At 63.1% G+C, this 15,311-nt stretch carries 15 protein-coding genes and 1 tRNA gene; 13 read left to right on the top strand and 3 right to left on the bottom strand.

The window, feature by feature from the left end:
- The first annotated feature begins 11 nt into the window (after positions 1–11).
- The 6 genes from JST30_02165 (at position 12) to JST30_02140 (ending at position 5,230) form a co-directional block, all read left to right on the top strand.
- A complete protein-coding gene (locus JST30_02165; GenBank protein ID MBS1713122.1) occupies positions 12–1,016 on the top strand; it encodes a menaquinone biosynthesis protein in 1,005 nt (334 codons plus the stop codon).
- 13 nt (positions 1,017–1,029) lie between these two features.
- Positions 1,030–1,105: transfer RNA gene (locus tag JST30_02160), tRNA-Ala, on the top strand.
- Between the two features lie 145 nt (positions 1,106–1,250).
- Complete coding sequence (locus tag JST30_02155) at positions 1,251–2,363, top strand: Fic family protein (protein ID MBS1713121.1); 1,113 nt, start codon at positions 1,251–1,253, stop codon at positions 2,361–2,363.
- A 135-nt stretch (positions 2,364–2,498) separates the two neighbouring features.
- On the top strand, positions 2,499–2,657 hold the full coding sequence (locus JST30_02150) for a hypothetical protein (protein MBS1713120.1): 159 nt from the start codon (positions 2,499–2,501) through the stop codon (positions 2,655–2,657).
- A gap of 322 nt (positions 2,658–2,979) precedes the next feature.
- Entirely contained in the window at positions 2,980–4,566 is a 1,587-nt protein-coding gene (locus JST30_02145) for a diguanylate cyclase (GenBank protein ID MBS1713119.1), read from the top strand.
- A 241-nt stretch (positions 4,567–4,807) separates the two neighbouring features.
- Positions 4,808–5,230 carry a hypothetical protein gene (locus JST30_02140; protein ID MBS1713118.1) on the top strand — a complete coding sequence of 141 codons (423 nt, stop codon included), beginning with the start codon at positions 4,808–4,810 and terminating at the stop codon, positions 5,228–5,230.
- Here the strand turns inward: JST30_02140 and JST30_02135 are convergent.
- From JST30_02135 to JST30_02125, 3 genes are read right to left on the bottom strand one after another with little or no spacing between them, the layout of a single operon-like run.
- Positions 5,199–6,284: a hypothetical protein gene (locus tag JST30_02135; protein MBS1713117.1), complete on the bottom strand. Its 1,086-nt coding sequence runs from the start codon at positions 6,282–6,284 to the stop codon at positions 5,199–5,201. The two genes, JST30_02140 and JST30_02135, sit on opposite strands and share 32 nt — an antisense overlap.
- The gene (locus JST30_02130; protein MBS1713116.1) at positions 6,281–6,934 is read right to left on the bottom strand and encodes a prepilin-type N-terminal cleavage/methylation domain-containing protein; all 654 of its coding nucleotides are present in this window, start codon (positions 6,932–6,934) and stop codon (positions 6,281–6,283) included. Before JST30_02130 ends, JST30_02135 begins: the two co-directional genes overlap by 4 nt.
- A complete protein-coding gene (locus JST30_02125) occupies positions 6,931–7,332 on the bottom strand; it encodes a hypothetical protein (protein ID MBS1713115.1) in 402 nt (133 codons plus the stop codon). The genes JST30_02130 and JST30_02125 overlap by 4 nt, the downstream gene beginning before the upstream one ends.
- Before the next feature lie 150 nt (positions 7,333–7,482).
- Here JST30_02125 and JST30_02120 point away from each other — a divergent pair, with 150 nt between their 5' ends.
- Genes JST30_02120 through JST30_02090 form a run of 7 tightly spaced genes read left to right on the top strand, consistent with a single transcriptional unit; the run spans position 7,483 to position 15,311 of the window.
- Positions 7,483–9,135, top strand: coding sequence for an HD domain-containing protein (locus JST30_02120; protein ID MBS1713114.1), 1,653 nt, complete (start codon positions 7,483–7,485; stop codon positions 9,133–9,135).
- Positions 9,132–10,313: a pilus assembly protein PilM gene (gene pilM, locus JST30_02115; protein ID MBS1713113.1), complete on the top strand. Its 1,182-nt coding sequence runs from the start codon at positions 9,132–9,134 to the stop codon at positions 10,311–10,313. The genes JST30_02120 and pilM overlap by 4 nt, the downstream gene beginning before the upstream one ends.
- Positions 10,279–10,875: a hypothetical protein gene (locus JST30_02110; GenBank protein MBS1713112.1), complete on the top strand. Its 597-nt coding sequence runs from the start codon at positions 10,279–10,281 to the stop codon at positions 10,873–10,875. The genes pilM and JST30_02110 overlap by 35 nt, the downstream gene beginning before the upstream one ends.
- The gene (locus tag JST30_02105; GenBank protein MBS1713111.1) at positions 10,872–11,453 is read left to right on the top strand and encodes a hypothetical protein; all 582 of its coding nucleotides are present in this window, start codon (positions 10,872–10,874) and stop codon (positions 11,451–11,453) included. Before JST30_02110 ends, JST30_02105 begins: the two co-directional genes overlap by 4 nt.
- Positions 11,450–12,070 (top strand): hypothetical protein, encoded by a 621-nt coding sequence (locus JST30_02100; protein MBS1713110.1) that lies wholly within the window; start codon positions 11,450–11,452, stop codon positions 12,068–12,070. Before JST30_02105 ends, JST30_02100 begins: the two co-directional genes overlap by 4 nt.
- Complete coding sequence (locus tag JST30_02095) at positions 12,067–13,608, top strand: hypothetical protein (GenBank protein ID MBS1713109.1); 1,542 nt, start codon at positions 12,067–12,069, stop codon at positions 13,606–13,608. Before JST30_02100 ends, JST30_02095 begins: the two co-directional genes overlap by 4 nt.
- Complete coding sequence (locus JST30_02090; GenBank protein ID MBS1713108.1) at positions 13,605–15,311, top strand: type II/IV secretion system protein; 1,707 nt, start codon at positions 13,605–13,607, stop codon at positions 15,309–15,311. The genes JST30_02095 and JST30_02090 overlap by 4 nt, the downstream gene beginning before the upstream one ends.

The following is a 15,311-nucleotide window of genomic DNA, read 5'->3' as shown; positions in this document are numbered from 1 at the left end:
AGAATCGACACGTGGGCTACCGTCTCGGCTGCGTTCCGTACATCAACGCTGTGCCGTTGGTGGCGATGTTCGAGCAATCCCCCGAGTTCGGGGTCGAGGTCGTCTATGCCGTTCCGTCCCGATTGCCCGAGTTGTTGGACTCGGGCGAAGTCGACGCCATCCTCGTGTCCAGCTACTATCTGCTGACCACGCCCGGGCTTCGGGCCGCGACGTCGGCGTGCATCGGCTCGAAAGGGCCCGTCGCCAGTGTCCGGCTGTTCAGCAAGCGGCCCTTCCGGACGGTGCGGACCCTCGCATTGGACGCCAGTTCGATGACGAGCAACGCCCTTTGCTGCTTGCTGTTGAAGGACGTTTACAAGAACGTCCCGGAGACTTCGGTCCAGCCTCCCGTTCTCAGCGACATGCTCCGGGACCACGACGCCGGGCTCTTGATCGGCGACATCGGCATGACCGAACCGGGCAAGGGCCTTTGGAAACTGGACTTGGGACAGGCGTGGACGAAGTGGCAGGGACTCCCGTTCGTCTGGGCGCTCTGGGTCGGGCGGGAGAAGCTCGATCCTTGTTTGGCCTCGATGCTAGAGATCGCGGCCCGCTCGTCCTGGATGGGGCAGGAAGCCGAGGCGGACCTCGAGGCGCGGCGCGCCGCGGCGCCGACGTCCCCGGAAGACAGGCCTGCCTTGGGCCCAGTGCCGGAGGCCTCGCCGCGGGACACGCATGAAGCCTACGTCTCAGAGTTCCATCGAGGGCGGTCACGCTTGGCCGGCGCCTCGGGGCTGCAACAAGGGCCGGAACGGATCCGGAGCCGGATCGTGGCCCGGGCCGTGAACCTCAGTGGGATCGATCCCAAGACGGTCGAAGACTATCTCGTCAAAAACATGAGGTACCGCATCGGGACGGAAGAAGCCGCCGCCCTGCAACGGTTTGGGAGCCTGTTGAAGGCCGCGGGGTACCCGGTCCGTCCCGATAAGATCCAATGGGTCGAGGCTCCCGGCGAAGCGGAAAAGGCCACGGTATAATCGGCGTCCTCGTGGGGATGTAGCTCAGCTGGGAGAGCGCTGCAATCGCACTGCAGAGGTCGTGGGTTCGAATCCCATCATCTCCACCAGAATTTGAACCTGAATTAAGCTTGGGGGTGACAGGTTGAGCCCGGGTCCAATGGCGTTGCGTCGATGCGTCATTGATTTGAGGCGATTAGCCCGTCTATTCGCCGCATATGTTGAGGCGAATACGTGCTACAATCGCCTCACACCGTGCCGACCTACATCCACGAGCTCCCCACTTGGCCCGAATACACGTACGACGCTACCGCCCTTCTCCGGCCACTCGAACTGGCGACCACCAAGCGCGGAAGGCTATTCGGCATCCTTGAGGCAATCGGATTCGAGAGCCTTCAGGAGCACAATGTCGAGGCCCTTACCGCCGAACTTGTCAAGTCTAGCGCCATCGAGGGTGAATCGCTCGACCTCGAAACCGTCAGGAACTCGGTCGCACGCCGACTCGGCATGGCCAAAGGTGGGCTGGCAGGCGACGACCATTACATAGACGGCCTCGTACAGATGGCAATCGACGCTGCGCAACAGTATACAAAGCCCCTGACGGCCGAACGAATCTTCAACTGGCACGCAGCACTGTTCCCAACGGGCCGCAACGCAGACGGGCCAGTGACCGTCGGGAGCTGGCGGAACGACCATACGGGGCCAATGGTGGTCGCCTCCCAATACAAAGGTCGCGAAATCATTCACTTTGAAGCTCCCTCCGCAGACAAACTCGCCCTTGAGACAGCTCAATTCTTGGACTGGTACGAAACCAAGAACGAACCGAGCCTCATCCTGAAGGCCGGCATCGCACACCTTTGGTTTGAGACACTTCACCCTCTAGACGACGGTAACGGACGGATTGGACGGAACATCCTGGACATGACCCTCGCAAGGGCTGACGCTGAGCCACATCGGCCTTACGCTCTGTCAGCAAGCATCCACCTGGATCGCGAATCCTACTACGAGGTTTTGGAGACGACTCAAAAGGGAACTGGAGACTACACAGCATGGCTCGATTGGTATTTGAATTGTCTTTCTACGGCCCTAGACGACGCCACGGAGACCGTCGGCAAGGCACTGGCTCGAACAAGGTTCTGGCACAATCACAAGGACATCGAGTTGAACGAGCGCCAACGAAGGGCCGTCTCACGGATGCTGATTGGCTGGGAGGGAAAGATGACTAACAAGAAGTACGCACGCCTGACAGATTGCTCAGATGCGACAGCGACCCGAGACCTCGGTGATCTGGTCGAAAAGGGTGTTCTCAAGCCGGATGCTGCCGGTGGCAGGAGCGCGGGTTATGAACTGGTAGCGGTCGATCGGTAGAAGGAAATTTCAGCCCGAACCGCCGCTGACCCAAGGCGCGATGATTTGCAGGCACCTGTCACCCCTAAACGCACGTCTACGAGCCCGCCGAGCCTGAAACACTGGCTAAAGTGTCACCCCCTTGAACCTGAATCGGTGGGTTCGAATCCCATCATCTCCACCACGGTCCTTTACCTCGCGACGGTCGGTCGCGCTCTGACGGGCGAGACGTCGGCCGGCTCACAGGTCGCACGCTCCCGGTCAGGGGTCATGATCGTCCGCCCTCCCCGCTCTCGGCCCGTCGTCCGTTCGTGAACCGCTGCAGCCGATGGGATGCAGGCTCACGTTCTTAGCCCATGCCCTGGAAACGCCCCGGAAGGGCCGTTGGAAAGGCCTTCGAATGTCTCTGATCCGCCCTGAACCGAACGTGGATTCCGACCGACATTATGAAGGTGTTCGAGAGCCATGTGGACGGTGCCGGCGACCTTGCCGGTACCGCGCCTTCCGGTCGGAAGGCGGGCGCCAGAACGGCAAGTCCGACCTTCGCCCTGCAGGGCCGAGGGGCCGGGCTTTGGGCACGATCCGATCGTCAGCTCGCGCTCCGGGGGGACACGCTTCCAAGGAGCCTCGCCCGGACTTGAGCGGACCGTGGATCATGGTCGTCGATCCGGACGGCGATTGTAACGCCGAACTTTGTTCGGTGTTGGCCGGCCAGGGCTTCCAGTGCCGGAAATGCCGGACGGTCGGAGAGGCTTGGGACGCCCTCGACGCCTCGATCGACCTCGTCCTCGTCGCATCGCGGTTGGACGACGGCTCGGGCATCGACTTCACCCGCAAGGTGCGCCACGGTCACGGGCGCGCGGACGTGCCCGTGATCATGCTCACGGCGGTCACAGGAATGGCAGGCCACCTGGACGCGGTCCAAGCGGGCGTCAACGACTTTATCTGCCGCCCGGTCGACCCCACCGAACTGAACGTCCGGATCCTCGCACTGCTCAAACTGAAGCAAGCGCAGGACGTCGCCAAACTCCGAGACCTGCAACTCGCCGAGCAAGTGGCCCGACAGGCCGCCCGTCTTGAAGCGGAGAACGCCCGGCTCGAGCACATCGCGAGGACCGATCCACTGACCGGTCTTGCGAACCACGGCTCCATCGTGACGACGCTCCTCGCAGAGTCGCGAAAGTGTCTGGAAGAAGGCCTGACCGCTTGCGTCCTGTTCCTCGACCTGGACCACTTCAAGGCCTTGAACGACAGCTTCGGGCACATTTGCGGTGACTCGGTCCTCCGGGAGTTCGGCGCCGTCCTAAAGCACCATCTTCGGAACGACGGCCTTTGCGGACGTTGGGGCGGCGAAGAGTTCGTCGTCGTCCTGCCGAGTGCCGACGTCGAAATCGGGCTCACCGTCGCCGAAAGGTTGCGCCAAGCGGTCAGCCGCTACCGCTTCGAAGCCGCGCCGGAGGCCCTTGTGACCTGCTCCATCGGCGTCGCCTGCATCCCGGAAGACGGGGCCGACCTGGGGACGGTCGTCGAAGCCGCCGACCGCGCCATGTACGTCGCGAAGTCGCTCGGGAGGAACCAGGTCCGGACGACCAAGGACGCCGATGCCAGCCTCGCGCTTCTCTGCGAGACCAAGGGCTCCCGAGAAGAACAAGCCCTGGCCGGAGTCATCGAAGCCCTGGTCACGATGGTCGGGACGCGGGACGTCTATGAGAGCGACCACACGAAGTCCGTCGAAGCGCTCGCGTTGCGCATCGCCGCCGACATGGGGCTCGGCAAACGGGAAGCCCACGTGATCGGCATGGCCGCCCGGCTCCACGACATCGGCAAAGTCGCGATCCCGGACGCCATCCTTCAAAAGGCGGGCCCCTTGAACGAACAAGAGTGGGAGACCGTCAGGGCCCATCCCGTCGTCGGAGCCCAGATCGTCGGGCGCATCCCGGCCTTGAGCTTCGTGGCCCCGGTCATCGAGGCGCTCCACGAACGGTGGGACGGCAAGGGCTATCCCAACCTGTTGAAGGGCGAGGACATCCCGCTGCCCTCGAGGGTGATCGCGGTCGCCGACGCCTTTTGCGCCATGACGGCGGACCGGCCGCACCGCCTCGGGGTCACGGTCTGGCAGGCGGTCGACGAGATCAGGGCCTGTTCCGGCACACAGTTCGCACCGGACGTCGTCGAATCGTTCTTGAGGGTCTTGGACGCCGAAGCCGGCGACCAGGTCGCTTAGAACCGCGGGGAGAAAAAGTCCGACCGGCAAACCAGGATGCCGGTTCGGACCGCGATTTCTAAAACAAAAACCAACTCTACCCCTGTCCGCGCGTCAAGTCAACCGCTTTCTTCACTGTTTTCTGCGCTCGGACGTCGGTCCGGACGTCTGCTCGGCCTCATGGTCTGAACCTGAAGAGACAAGGCTGGGCCGGCCGGACCGTCCAGCCCGGCCCCATGACGATCCGCCACGTCCGGTCGTCGTGTCCGATGTGACGAAAACGTCGTCCGAGCACTCGGAGAGCGTTCGTTGGCGCCTCGAAGCCGTTGAAAGCGACTGCAAAGCCACTCAGGGCGACTGTAAAGCCATTCAGGGCGACCGCAAAGCCATTCAGGGCGACTGTAAAGCCATTCAGGGCGACCGCAAAGCCATTCAGGGCGACTGTAAAGCCATTCAGGGCAACTGTAAAGCCATTCAGAGCGACTGTAAAGCCATTCAGAGCGACAGTAAAGCCATTCAGAGCGACTGTAAAGCCATTCAGGGCGACCGCAAAGCCATGCTAAGCGACCGCCAAGCCACTGAGATCGACCGCAAAGCCATGCTAAGCGACCGCAAAGCCACTGAGATCGACCGCAAAGCCGTGCAAGGCGGGTTCAAGGCCAGAAGCCGGGCAGTTTCAACTTGAAAGCTTCGGCGGGGTTGTCCCGAACGTACGGGTCACAGCTAAAGGTCACGTTGTCGCCGATGGAGACCGACTTGGTGACGACGCCGGACAAGAAGGAGCGCATCGTCCCAGTGGTGCCGATCGTCAGCTTGTTCCCGCAGTAGAGGTAAGCGTCGATCGAGTTCGCACCAGGATCGATGTCCATGTTCCCGTTCGTGATGATCACCACGTGGTCGTTCACGCCCGTCCGGACGTTGCCGTTGATCGTGACCCTGGTCGCAAAGATGACGCCGGATCCGGTGATGTCGCCCTTGATGGTGAGGTTACCGTTGACGAAGATCAGAGGGTAGGCGCCGGCGCCCGGTGAGACGAACACCAGTCCGTCGAAGGTCTTGTCGGTGGAATACGTCGTCGTCGCGACCGCCGAATATTGGGCCGGGACGACGGTCGGAAAAGCGATCGGTCGGGAGCTCGCGGTCTTCTTCCCCGAGACGCTGACCGTCAATGGCAGGATCAGCCCGGTCGCGGTGAGATCGCCGTCGAACGACGTTCCGAGTCCGAGAAAGGTGACCGAGCCGTTGAACCAGGCGTCGCCTTCAAGGCCGGGGGATCCGGTCTTGATCACCCGCAGAGTGGTCAATCCCTCGTCCAGATAGAGGGCTTGGTACCACGGGCTGGAGAGCCGCCCCCGTCCGATCACTCTTTTGTACTTGTACGTCCCGTGGGCCGTCTTCACGGACGCGTCGACGAGGATGGCATACGCGCTCGTCGTGACGGAGATACCGAGGAGGTCGATGTTGAGCCCGGTGGCGTCGGAAACGTCGACCGACACTTCCGAGTCGCCGATCCGGAGGCTCAAGGAGTCCGGCAGGACCAACACTCCTCGGTCGGCGCGGTCGACGATCGTGTCGACGGCGCCGTCGAACGCGTCTTGCGCGGTCCGTCGGTCTTCAAGGCGCGTCTCTTTGGTCCGGACGGAGCCGCTCAGCGCCACGAGGGCCAAGGCCAAGGCGGTCGTCGAGACGGTCATGACCATGGCCAAAACGGCGACGCTGCCTCGGCGCTTTCGGTTCATCCGTTCCTCCAGCGGACTTTGCGCTTGACGGTCATCGTCCGGATCGTGCCGTCCTCGGTCGCGTTGGTCGTGGACTCCTCGGACAGTCGGGTCGTGCCGACGACCTTGAACGTCACGGTGTGTTCGGCCATGTCGACGGTAAAGGTGACGGACTTGACGAGCGGGTAGCGGAGCCTGGTGTTGTAGTAGTGCGAGAACGTCCGGTCGATGTCCCCCAGCGAAGGATCCGAACTGTTGGACTTTTCCGCACGCCACAGGAAGCCAGACCCTGACTTGTAGGTGCTGCTGGCGCCGGCCATGAAGAACCAGACGTAGTTGCCGGCCGAGTACGCGCCCGTCCCGTCGGCGTTGTTGTCGTCCGGATAGTAGGTGTCCAAATGTCCGTCGCCGTCGGTGTCGACGCCGTTGGCGGGCATCAGGCACTGGACGGCGTTGCCCCCGTCTTGTTCGATGCACACGGTGGCGTTCCGGAACGACGCTTCGATCCTATCGGCGACGTCCGTCGTCTGGTCGACGAGCACGGCCTTGGTGTAGGCGTCGGCCAATCGGGTCGACGTGAACCCGTACATACCGGCCATGACGCCGATGACCATCGCGCTCAGAGCGACCGTCATCATCAATTCGATCATGGTAAAGCCGCGCCGTTTCATGGCTGCCACACCACCGTCGACAGTTTTGTGGATTCGGTTCTTGCGCCGGACGAGGTCTCGTCCTGCCATTGAGCCTGGCAGGTGACGTCGAACAGCGTGAGCGAACCTGTTTGAAGCCTGACCACGGTCTGGACCGTGACTTTGCCCGGGATTCCGGGGAGCTCCCGGTCTTCCGAGCCGTTCCTTTCGGTCAGGACACCGTTGGCGGCCAAACCCCGGGCCGATTCGACTTCGTTCTTCAGTTCGACCAAGACGAGGTTGCGACGGGCGGCGTAAGAGGCTTGCCCGTTCGCCGAGAAGACGGCGTCCAGGATCGAGACGGCACAGACGGCAAGGAACGCGACGGCGATCAAGATCTCGACCATCGACGTGCCCGCAGTCCGCTGAGAGCGCCTCACAACGGAATCGTCGGTCGTCGCTCGCCCTGTCTCTAGCCGTTCCGAACCTGACCGTCGGGTTGGAAAGGGCCTTTGCGCCCTGAAGAGTATCGATTTCTCCCCCGACAACATTACGGGGGGCACCGCGCTGCGTCCAACAGGTTTCTGCACATGAACGGCCCACAGAACAGGGAAAGGCTTCTCGAGGTCCGCAACCTTCGCTTAAGGTGGCTCTTGCTGCTCGGGTTGGCCGCGCTCTGGTGTTCCAGCCGCTTGACCCCGATCGACCTGACCGTCTTCGGCCTCCTCGTCGTCGGCGGGCTGGTCGCCGAGTGGGCTTGCCGCGACCAGCGGCGCTATGAGGCCACGGGCTCGAAGATCGTGACCGTCGTCCGAGGACTGGACTGCGTGGTCTGTTCCGGTCTGGCCCTTTCACCGACGTTCCGGTCCGACAACATGTGGCTGGGCGTCGTACCCCTCCTGATTTCAGAAGCCTCCGCAAGGCGCGACAAACCGCGGCTTGCGGCCTTCGCCGGACTGGTCGTCGCGGTGACGGGCGTCACGTTCGCGGTCGGAGCCGTGACCGCCATGAAGTTCGCGGTCATCGAGTTCTGCGCGATCTTGACCGCCGTGTTCTCGTACCTGATCCTGCTCCTCAGCGTCCGCGAAGAGAAGCTCCACCAGCACGACCGGCGCTTCGGCGCGATGATCTCGTGTTCCTCGGCGCTGGCCGGTAGCCGCGACCTCATCTCGATGCTGTCCCGGATCCTGAAAGTCGCCGTGGACGAGGTCGCGGGCGAATCGGGTTACGTCATGGTCGTCGACGAAGAGCAGACCGACCTCCTTCGGACGGAGGTCGCCTATGGCGCAAAGGGCGAGTTTCCGGTGCCGCCGACGCTGCAGGTCGGCGAAGGCCTCTCCGGCTACGTCGTCGAAATGAGCCAGCCGATCGCGCTCCGGAACAAGGAGCGGCAAGCGGTGGAATGCGACGGCGTCGACCTGGGCGTCCGCTCCGTCATCAGCGTGCCCCTCTCCTCCCGCATCCTCATCGGGACGCAGGAGAGCGGCCGCGAACAGACTTTAGGCGCATTGACCGTCGTCGGCGACCCGGCGGGCGCGCCGTTCGGGCCCGAAGACATGGAACTGCTTTGCAGCATGGGCTCGTTGATGGCGGTCGCGGTTTCGAACGCCAGGATGGAGGGCCGCCAGATTTCGACGTTCCTTCGGACCCTACAAAGCCTGGCCACCGCCCTAGAAGCCCGCGACGAGTACACGCGAGGCCACTCTCAACGCGTCTGCGACGTGTCGGTCATGTTGGCCGAACACCTCGGGTTCAGCGCAGAGGCCATCGAAGAGCTGAGGATCGGGACGATCCTTCACGACATCGGCAAGATCGGCGTCCCCGACGCCGTCCTCAACAAGCCCGGGCGCCTGACCGACGAAGAGTTCGTGATCATGAAGTCGCACCCGGTCATCGGGTACGAGATCTGCAAACCGCTGATGCTTCCGGAAGGCGTCCTCATGATCATCCGGAACCACCACGAGAAGCTCGACGGTAGCGGATATCCGGACAAGTTGAAAGGCGGTGAACTGCCGCCGTCGTTGCGCATCGTCTGCGTCGCGGACGCCTTTGACGCGATGAGTTCGAGGAGGCCGTACCGGGGCGTGATGGACCTCGACACGGTGTTCGCAGAGCTTAGCCGGGGCGCGGGGATCCAGTTCGATCCGGTCGTCGTCGAGGCGCTCCGTGAGCTCTTGCCGTCGGCCCGCATGCAGGCCTGTTACCAGCAGTACTGGCAACCGGAGGTCCGTCAAGCGGCATGAAGGCCACGCTCGACCGCACGAGCGTCACGTCGAAGTCCGTTCTGGGGCTCGACATCGGTTCGAGCTACGCCAAACTCGTCGTCGCCCGGAGCAATTCGGACCGTCTGGCGATCCGCAAGGCCGTCGCCCTTGAAATGGCGTCCGATCCTATGGACCACCACGTCCTGAAGAACCCGAAGACCTTCGGCAAGCAGTTGAAGGAGTGGGCCAGGGCGAACGAAGTCGTCCCATTGCCGACCGTGTTCTCGATCCCAAGCAGCGCAGCGACGCTTCGATGGGTCACGCTGCCGCCCGTCCAAGGCGAAGAGCTTCGGGGCGCGGCCCGGATCAAGGTCCGCCGCCATCTCCCGTTCCCGGTGGACGACGCCTACGTCGAGGCGACCACTCTTCCGGCCGCGAACGGAGAGAACGCGCCTCAATCGCTCGTCATCGCCGTTCCGCGTTCCGTGGTCGACAGCCGGGCTGAGGCGATCCTTCACGCCGGGTTCCAGCCTATCGCGGCCGAACTCGAGGCCCAATCGGTCTTGAGGCTCGTCGAACGTCGGCTCTCGGAGCGGGGCGCCCTGTGGTGGAACGCGTCGTTGACGATCATCGACGTCGGCGGTCGGACCACGCACATGTACGTCGTCCAAAACCAGACCTTGCAGTTCATCCGAAGTGTCAAGTTCGGTTCTCGACTGGTCTCGAACGCCCTCGCGAACTCGTTGGACATCACGGTCGAAGAGGCTCAAGCCTTCTTGGCCCTCCCGACGACGTCTCTCCGGCGCGACGGGACGGTCGTGATCGAGGACGACGGGTGCACGTCCATCGCCAACATTTCCGGGGAGCTCAACAAGCTGGTCCGGGAATTCCTCAGGCTCTTGCGGTACTTCCGCTCCCTCCATCCGGAAAGGAGCTACGCCGGCATCCTCGATCATTTAGTCTTGTGCGGCGGGCTCGTCGGCCTGCGCGGATTCGCCGAGTTCCTAGGCGAGAACCTCGGATTGAGGGTCGAGACGGCGCGTCCCTTTACGGGAATGTTGGCCGAGGTCGACGCAGAAAGTTTTCAGGAAGTGTCGCTCCGACAAGAGACGTACGCCGTGTCCGTGGGGCTGGCCGTCTCTGCGATCGAGCACGGATTCGAGACGAAAGGAGGTCAAAGCAGTGAATCTGAGTTCCATTGGAAACGGGGCGCATAACACGCGCTCGATCAACGTCTGCGTCAACCTTCTCACGGAGTGGGCGTCGGACCAGGCGCGGTTGAAGGCGGAAATGAGCCGGTACGCACTGGTAACCGGGCTCGCCCTCGTTTTCGCCGCCGTGACCGTTCCAGTCCTCGAACGGGTCGGTGCACAAGAGTCGTCGCGTCAGCGCGCGCTCGAAAGCCGGCTCGCAGGGCTTCAAGCCCAACTCCGGCAGGTCCAAGCGGAGAAGGACGTCGTCGCTCCCAAAGTCGAGCGGGCCCAAGTCTTGGCCGAGACTCGGGGTCGGTTCGACAGGTTCCTCGGAGAACTCTACGTCGTCCTTGACGCGGCGAAGACCGGCTTGGCGTTCGCCACGGCCAAGATCGAGGTCCGGTCGGCCGAGATCGTCGTCAATTGCCGCGCCGATGCCGAGAGCTACGAAGCGGCCGCGACCTTCGCCGACCTTGCCGGACGGACGCCGAACAAGGTCTCGACATTGTCCAGTACACGGCCGAGCACCCTGTTGTCCTCCAACGGGGTCAGCTTCGAGTACTTGAAGAAGGTGCCGCTCCCATGAAGCGCGACTCTTTCGCCGCGAACCCCCGCACCGTCCTCGCCATGCGGAAGGCCATGATCGGGTCCCTCTTGGTCATCGGCGTGTTGGTCTCGGCTTCCGCCCTGCACCTTGTTCAAACCCGTAACCGGGTCGCCCAAGCGACGGCCCAGGCGACGAACCTCGACAAGACCCTGAACGACCTGAGGCTCGAAGTCAGCCATCGGCCCGCCGAGCCGTCCGAACCGGCCGATGCGACCCGCGGCGTCCTGACGGGACTTCAGTCGAGCATCGAAAAGTCGGCGCGGACGGCGGGCTGCACGATCAATGAGTTTCAAGCGACCCCGGAGCGCACGCCGTATCTGTCCGCCTTCAGTCTGGAGACCGACCGGAAAGACTGGGAGCAGGTCAACGTGAGACTGTCCCTCTTCGGACCGTTGTCGTCGGCCTTGACGACCGTCGAAGGCCTGCGCCGTTCCGGAGTTCCGATCGAACCGGACTCGATCGAGATCGCCAGGCAGAGCGTTTCCGAAACAGGAGTGACGTCGGTCGCGTTGCGGCTAGCGTTCCGGATCCTCGTCAAGGCAGGGAACCCGTCATGAACATGGGCAACAAAGGTCAGGCGATCGCCCTTTCGGTCGTCGCCGTCGGCGCCGTCGGCTTCATGGTCCTTCAGATTCAAGGAGCAGCCGGTCGTGCTGCGAGGAACCTCCACGCCGCCGTGTCCGGAGCGATCGGGGGGAAGTCCGAAGAGGCGCCCCGTTCCGGTTTGCCGACGACGTTCTACGGCGACCCGTTCAGCCATCCGGCGCTTCCGCGGTCCGAACGGCAATCACCGGTACCTGAAAGCCGACCGACGGGCCAGGAGGTCGGCGGGGAATCCCCGTCCCGCCTCCGAGGGGGCAGTCTGTTCGGCTCACCTCCCTTACCGATCGGCGACGTCATGACCGCCGGCAATTTGGCCGGACTCCCGACGACGCTGCAAAAGTCGGAGGATCCCGCCCCTGTGAAGGGCCCTAACGTCGTATTGCAGGCGATCGTGATGGCGACCACCCCGATGGCGTTCGTGACCGTTGACGGCGGCGAGCCCAAACGCTGCCGGATCGGTGATTCGCCGGCCGACGGCCTTGTGATCGTCGCGATCCGGGAGGGCGCCGTCGACTTGAAGTTTTCCAAGCACCGCAAGACTCTGACCGTAGGAGAATCGATCCAATTATGATCCAGGCCGTGTTCCTCGCGGCGGCGCTCAAGCCGTCATTGCCCCAGCCGCTTCCGGCTGCGTTCGGGCCGACGCTCGCGTCGCAAGACCGACCGAAGGGCCCGACCGTGATCGACCCCGGCCAATGGCCCGGGCTTTCCAAGGCTCAGAAGTCCGTCAAGCCCTCGCCGAACTCGCCTCTGCCCGTCGATCCCGAAAACGTCATGCTGGTCCCGGACGCTCGGCCGAAGGCGCCGGCAGAGGTGAAAGCGAAGCCGACGGGCGGCAAGATCGACGACTCGCTGTGCTCGCTCGAAGTGACGGGCATGGACCCGGCCCAAATCCTACAAGCCCTGAGCATTCAGACCGGCGCCAACCTGATCTTGTTGGCCAAGCCTGACGCCAAGCTGACGCTACGCCTGACGCGCGTCCCGCTGTCGGAGATGGTCCGCCACATCTGTGCGATGTGCGAGTTGAGCTTCATCCGCATCGGCGAAACGTACGTCATCGCGACGGCGGACAAACTGAAAGCGGCTTATGGGCCCGAGTGGTCGGCCCAGCACCCTGAGCCGGCCCTTCAAGAGGCTGTTCCCGTCGAAAGGGTCACCGAAACGTACGTGGCGAACTACGCCACGAGCAGCGAGATCATCGGATCGCTCTCCAAGCTCTTTCCGGAAAAGGAACTCACCTTGGTCTCCGGCCCGAACCCCATCACGCCGCTGATCGGCCAACAGGACAGTTCCAAAGCGACGGGCACGGAGACTTCGATGCTGGAAAAGGGAGGTGGTGACGCGGGGAGTTCGAGAGTGCTCGTCGTTTCGGGCCCTCGAGATCTCGTCGCCAAGGTCCTAGAGACGGCCAAGTCCCTTGACCGTCCCCGGAAGCAGGTCGCCATCGCCGTGACCATCCACGACATCTCCAATGACGCCCTTCGGGAGGTCGGCATCACTTGGAACCTCAGCGACGTCACCACGACCGAGCGGGGCACCCGAGGCATCAACTTCGGAAGCTTCGACCGGAGCCCACTTTCGATCGCCAACCAATTGTCGATCATGGAAAAGAAGGGCCAGTCCAAGCTCTTGGCGTCTCCCAACGTTTCGGTCTTAGACGGCGAGCGGGCGTTCGTCTTGATCGGCAACAGGATCAACTACCCCGTCCTGGTCGGATATAGCCAGAACAACGCCCCGATCTTCAGCAAGGAAGAAGAGCGCGTCGGCATCTACCTGCAAGTTTCGCCGTCGATCGGCGAAGACGGGACCGTCACTCTCAGTCTCTATCCGCAAGTCTCGACGATCACAGGCTACTTGACCGTCAACGGGGCTAGTTATCCTCAGATCTCGACCCGTGAGGCGCAGACGACCCTGAGGGTGAAGTCGGGTGCGACGATCGTCATGGGCGGCCTGATCAGCGACGAAGACATCGCCGCGGTGCAAAAGGTTCCTCTCTTGAGCGAGATCCCGCTCTTGGGCGAACTGTTCAAGCACCGTAAGGTGACGAAGACGAAATCCCAAGTGATCATCACGGTCACGCCGTTGGTGATCGCAGAGCCGGCGCCATGATCCTCGACCGCCCGATCTCAGAGATCTTCGTCGAGTCCGGACTCATCTCCCAAGAGGAGATGACCGGGATCCTGGCCCGTCGCAAAGACACGACAGAGCCTCTCGGCGACGTTCTCGTCCGACTCGGGATCATCTCGCCCAAGGACAAGCTCCGGTGCGACGCGGTCCAGATCGGCGTGCCGTTCGTCGACTTGACCCAGGTCGAAATCGAACCCGAAGCAAGCCGGATCATCCCTCACTCGGTCGCGATGCGCCTGCTCGCGATCCCGATCGAAAAGACCGACGTCGCCGCGAGCGTGGCGATGGCGCGGCCCCTCGACCTCTCTGCGATCGACGAGCTCCAAGCCCTCACGGGTCTTGAGATCGACCCGCTTCTTGCGGCCGAAGACGACGTCCGTGAGGCGATCTTCCGGTCGTTCGGAGCGTACGACGACCTCGGCGAGCTCGTCGGCGACGCCATTCTGAGGACGGACGACGAAGGCCTTCACATGTCTTCGCGGGACGAGGACGAGCGGCCCTCCCAGGTCATCGACCTCAAGGAGGCGATCGAAGGCGCACCGATCATCAAGCTCACCAACGCGCTCTTGACCAAGGCCATTTCGATGAGGGCGAGCGACGTCCACATCGAGCCGCACGCCCGGAAGGTCCGGGTGCGCTTGAGGATCGACGGGCTCCTTCAGGAGATCATGGTGATCCCGAAGGACCTCCAGCATCCGCTGATCTCGCGTCTGAAAATCCTCGCCGGTTTGGACATTGCCGAGCGGCGCATGCCTCAAGACGGCCGTTGCACCCTTGTCTCGTCACAAGGCGAGTTCGACTTTCGCGTATCGACGTACCCGAGCGTCCACGGCGAAACGATCGTCATCCGCATCTTGGACAAGAACTCGGCGATGATCGACGTGAAGAAGTTGGGGCTCGACGAGCAGACCCAAGAGACGTTCCTCCGGCTCCTTAACGTTCCGCAGGGCCTCATCTTGGTCACGGGCCCGACAGGTTCTGGAAAAACGACGACCCTGTACGCGGGCCTCCACCACCTGAACGCGGTCCACCGGAGCATTATCACGATCGAAGACCCGGTCGAATACCAGCTCGAAGGGGTGACGCAAGCGAACGTCAACCCGAGGGCCGGGATCACGTTCGCGTCCGGCCTCCGGGCCATCCTCCGCCAGGACCCGGACGTCCTCCTCGTCGGGGAAGTCCGCGACGGCGAAACGGCGGGCATCGCGATCGAAGCCGCCTTGACGGGCCACCTCGTCCTCACGAGCCTCCACGCCAACGATTCTGCCGGCGCGTTGAGCCGCTTGATGGACATCGGGATCGAGCCGTTCCTTTTGGCGTCGAGCGTCACGACGAGCATCGCCCAAAGGCTTGTCCGACTGACCTGCACGAAGTGTATGGAGCCTTACCGGCCCGAACCGGCGGTCCTTGACCGACTGAACCTGGACAGCGGGGCCGAGTATTTCCAGGGTCGAGGATGCGAGGCCTGCGCCAAGACGGGTTTCCGAGGGCGGATCGGCCTGTACGAGATTTTGGAGGTCGACAGCGACGTGCAGCGGCAGATATTGACCGGCGAGCACTCGGCCGACATCCACCGCCAAGCCGTGTCCCGAGGCATGACCACCTTGCGCACGGACGGCCGGAAGAAGGTCGTTGACGGCCTGACGACGCCTGAGGAAGTCCTCCGGGCGACTTCGGAGGCATAG

Source organism: Armatimonadota bacterium (assembly GCA_018268395.1).
GTDB lineage: Bacteria > Armatimonadota > Fimbriimonadia > Fimbriimonadales > Fimbriimonadaceae > JAEURO01.
This window is presented reverse-complemented; position numbering and strand designations above follow the sequence as displayed.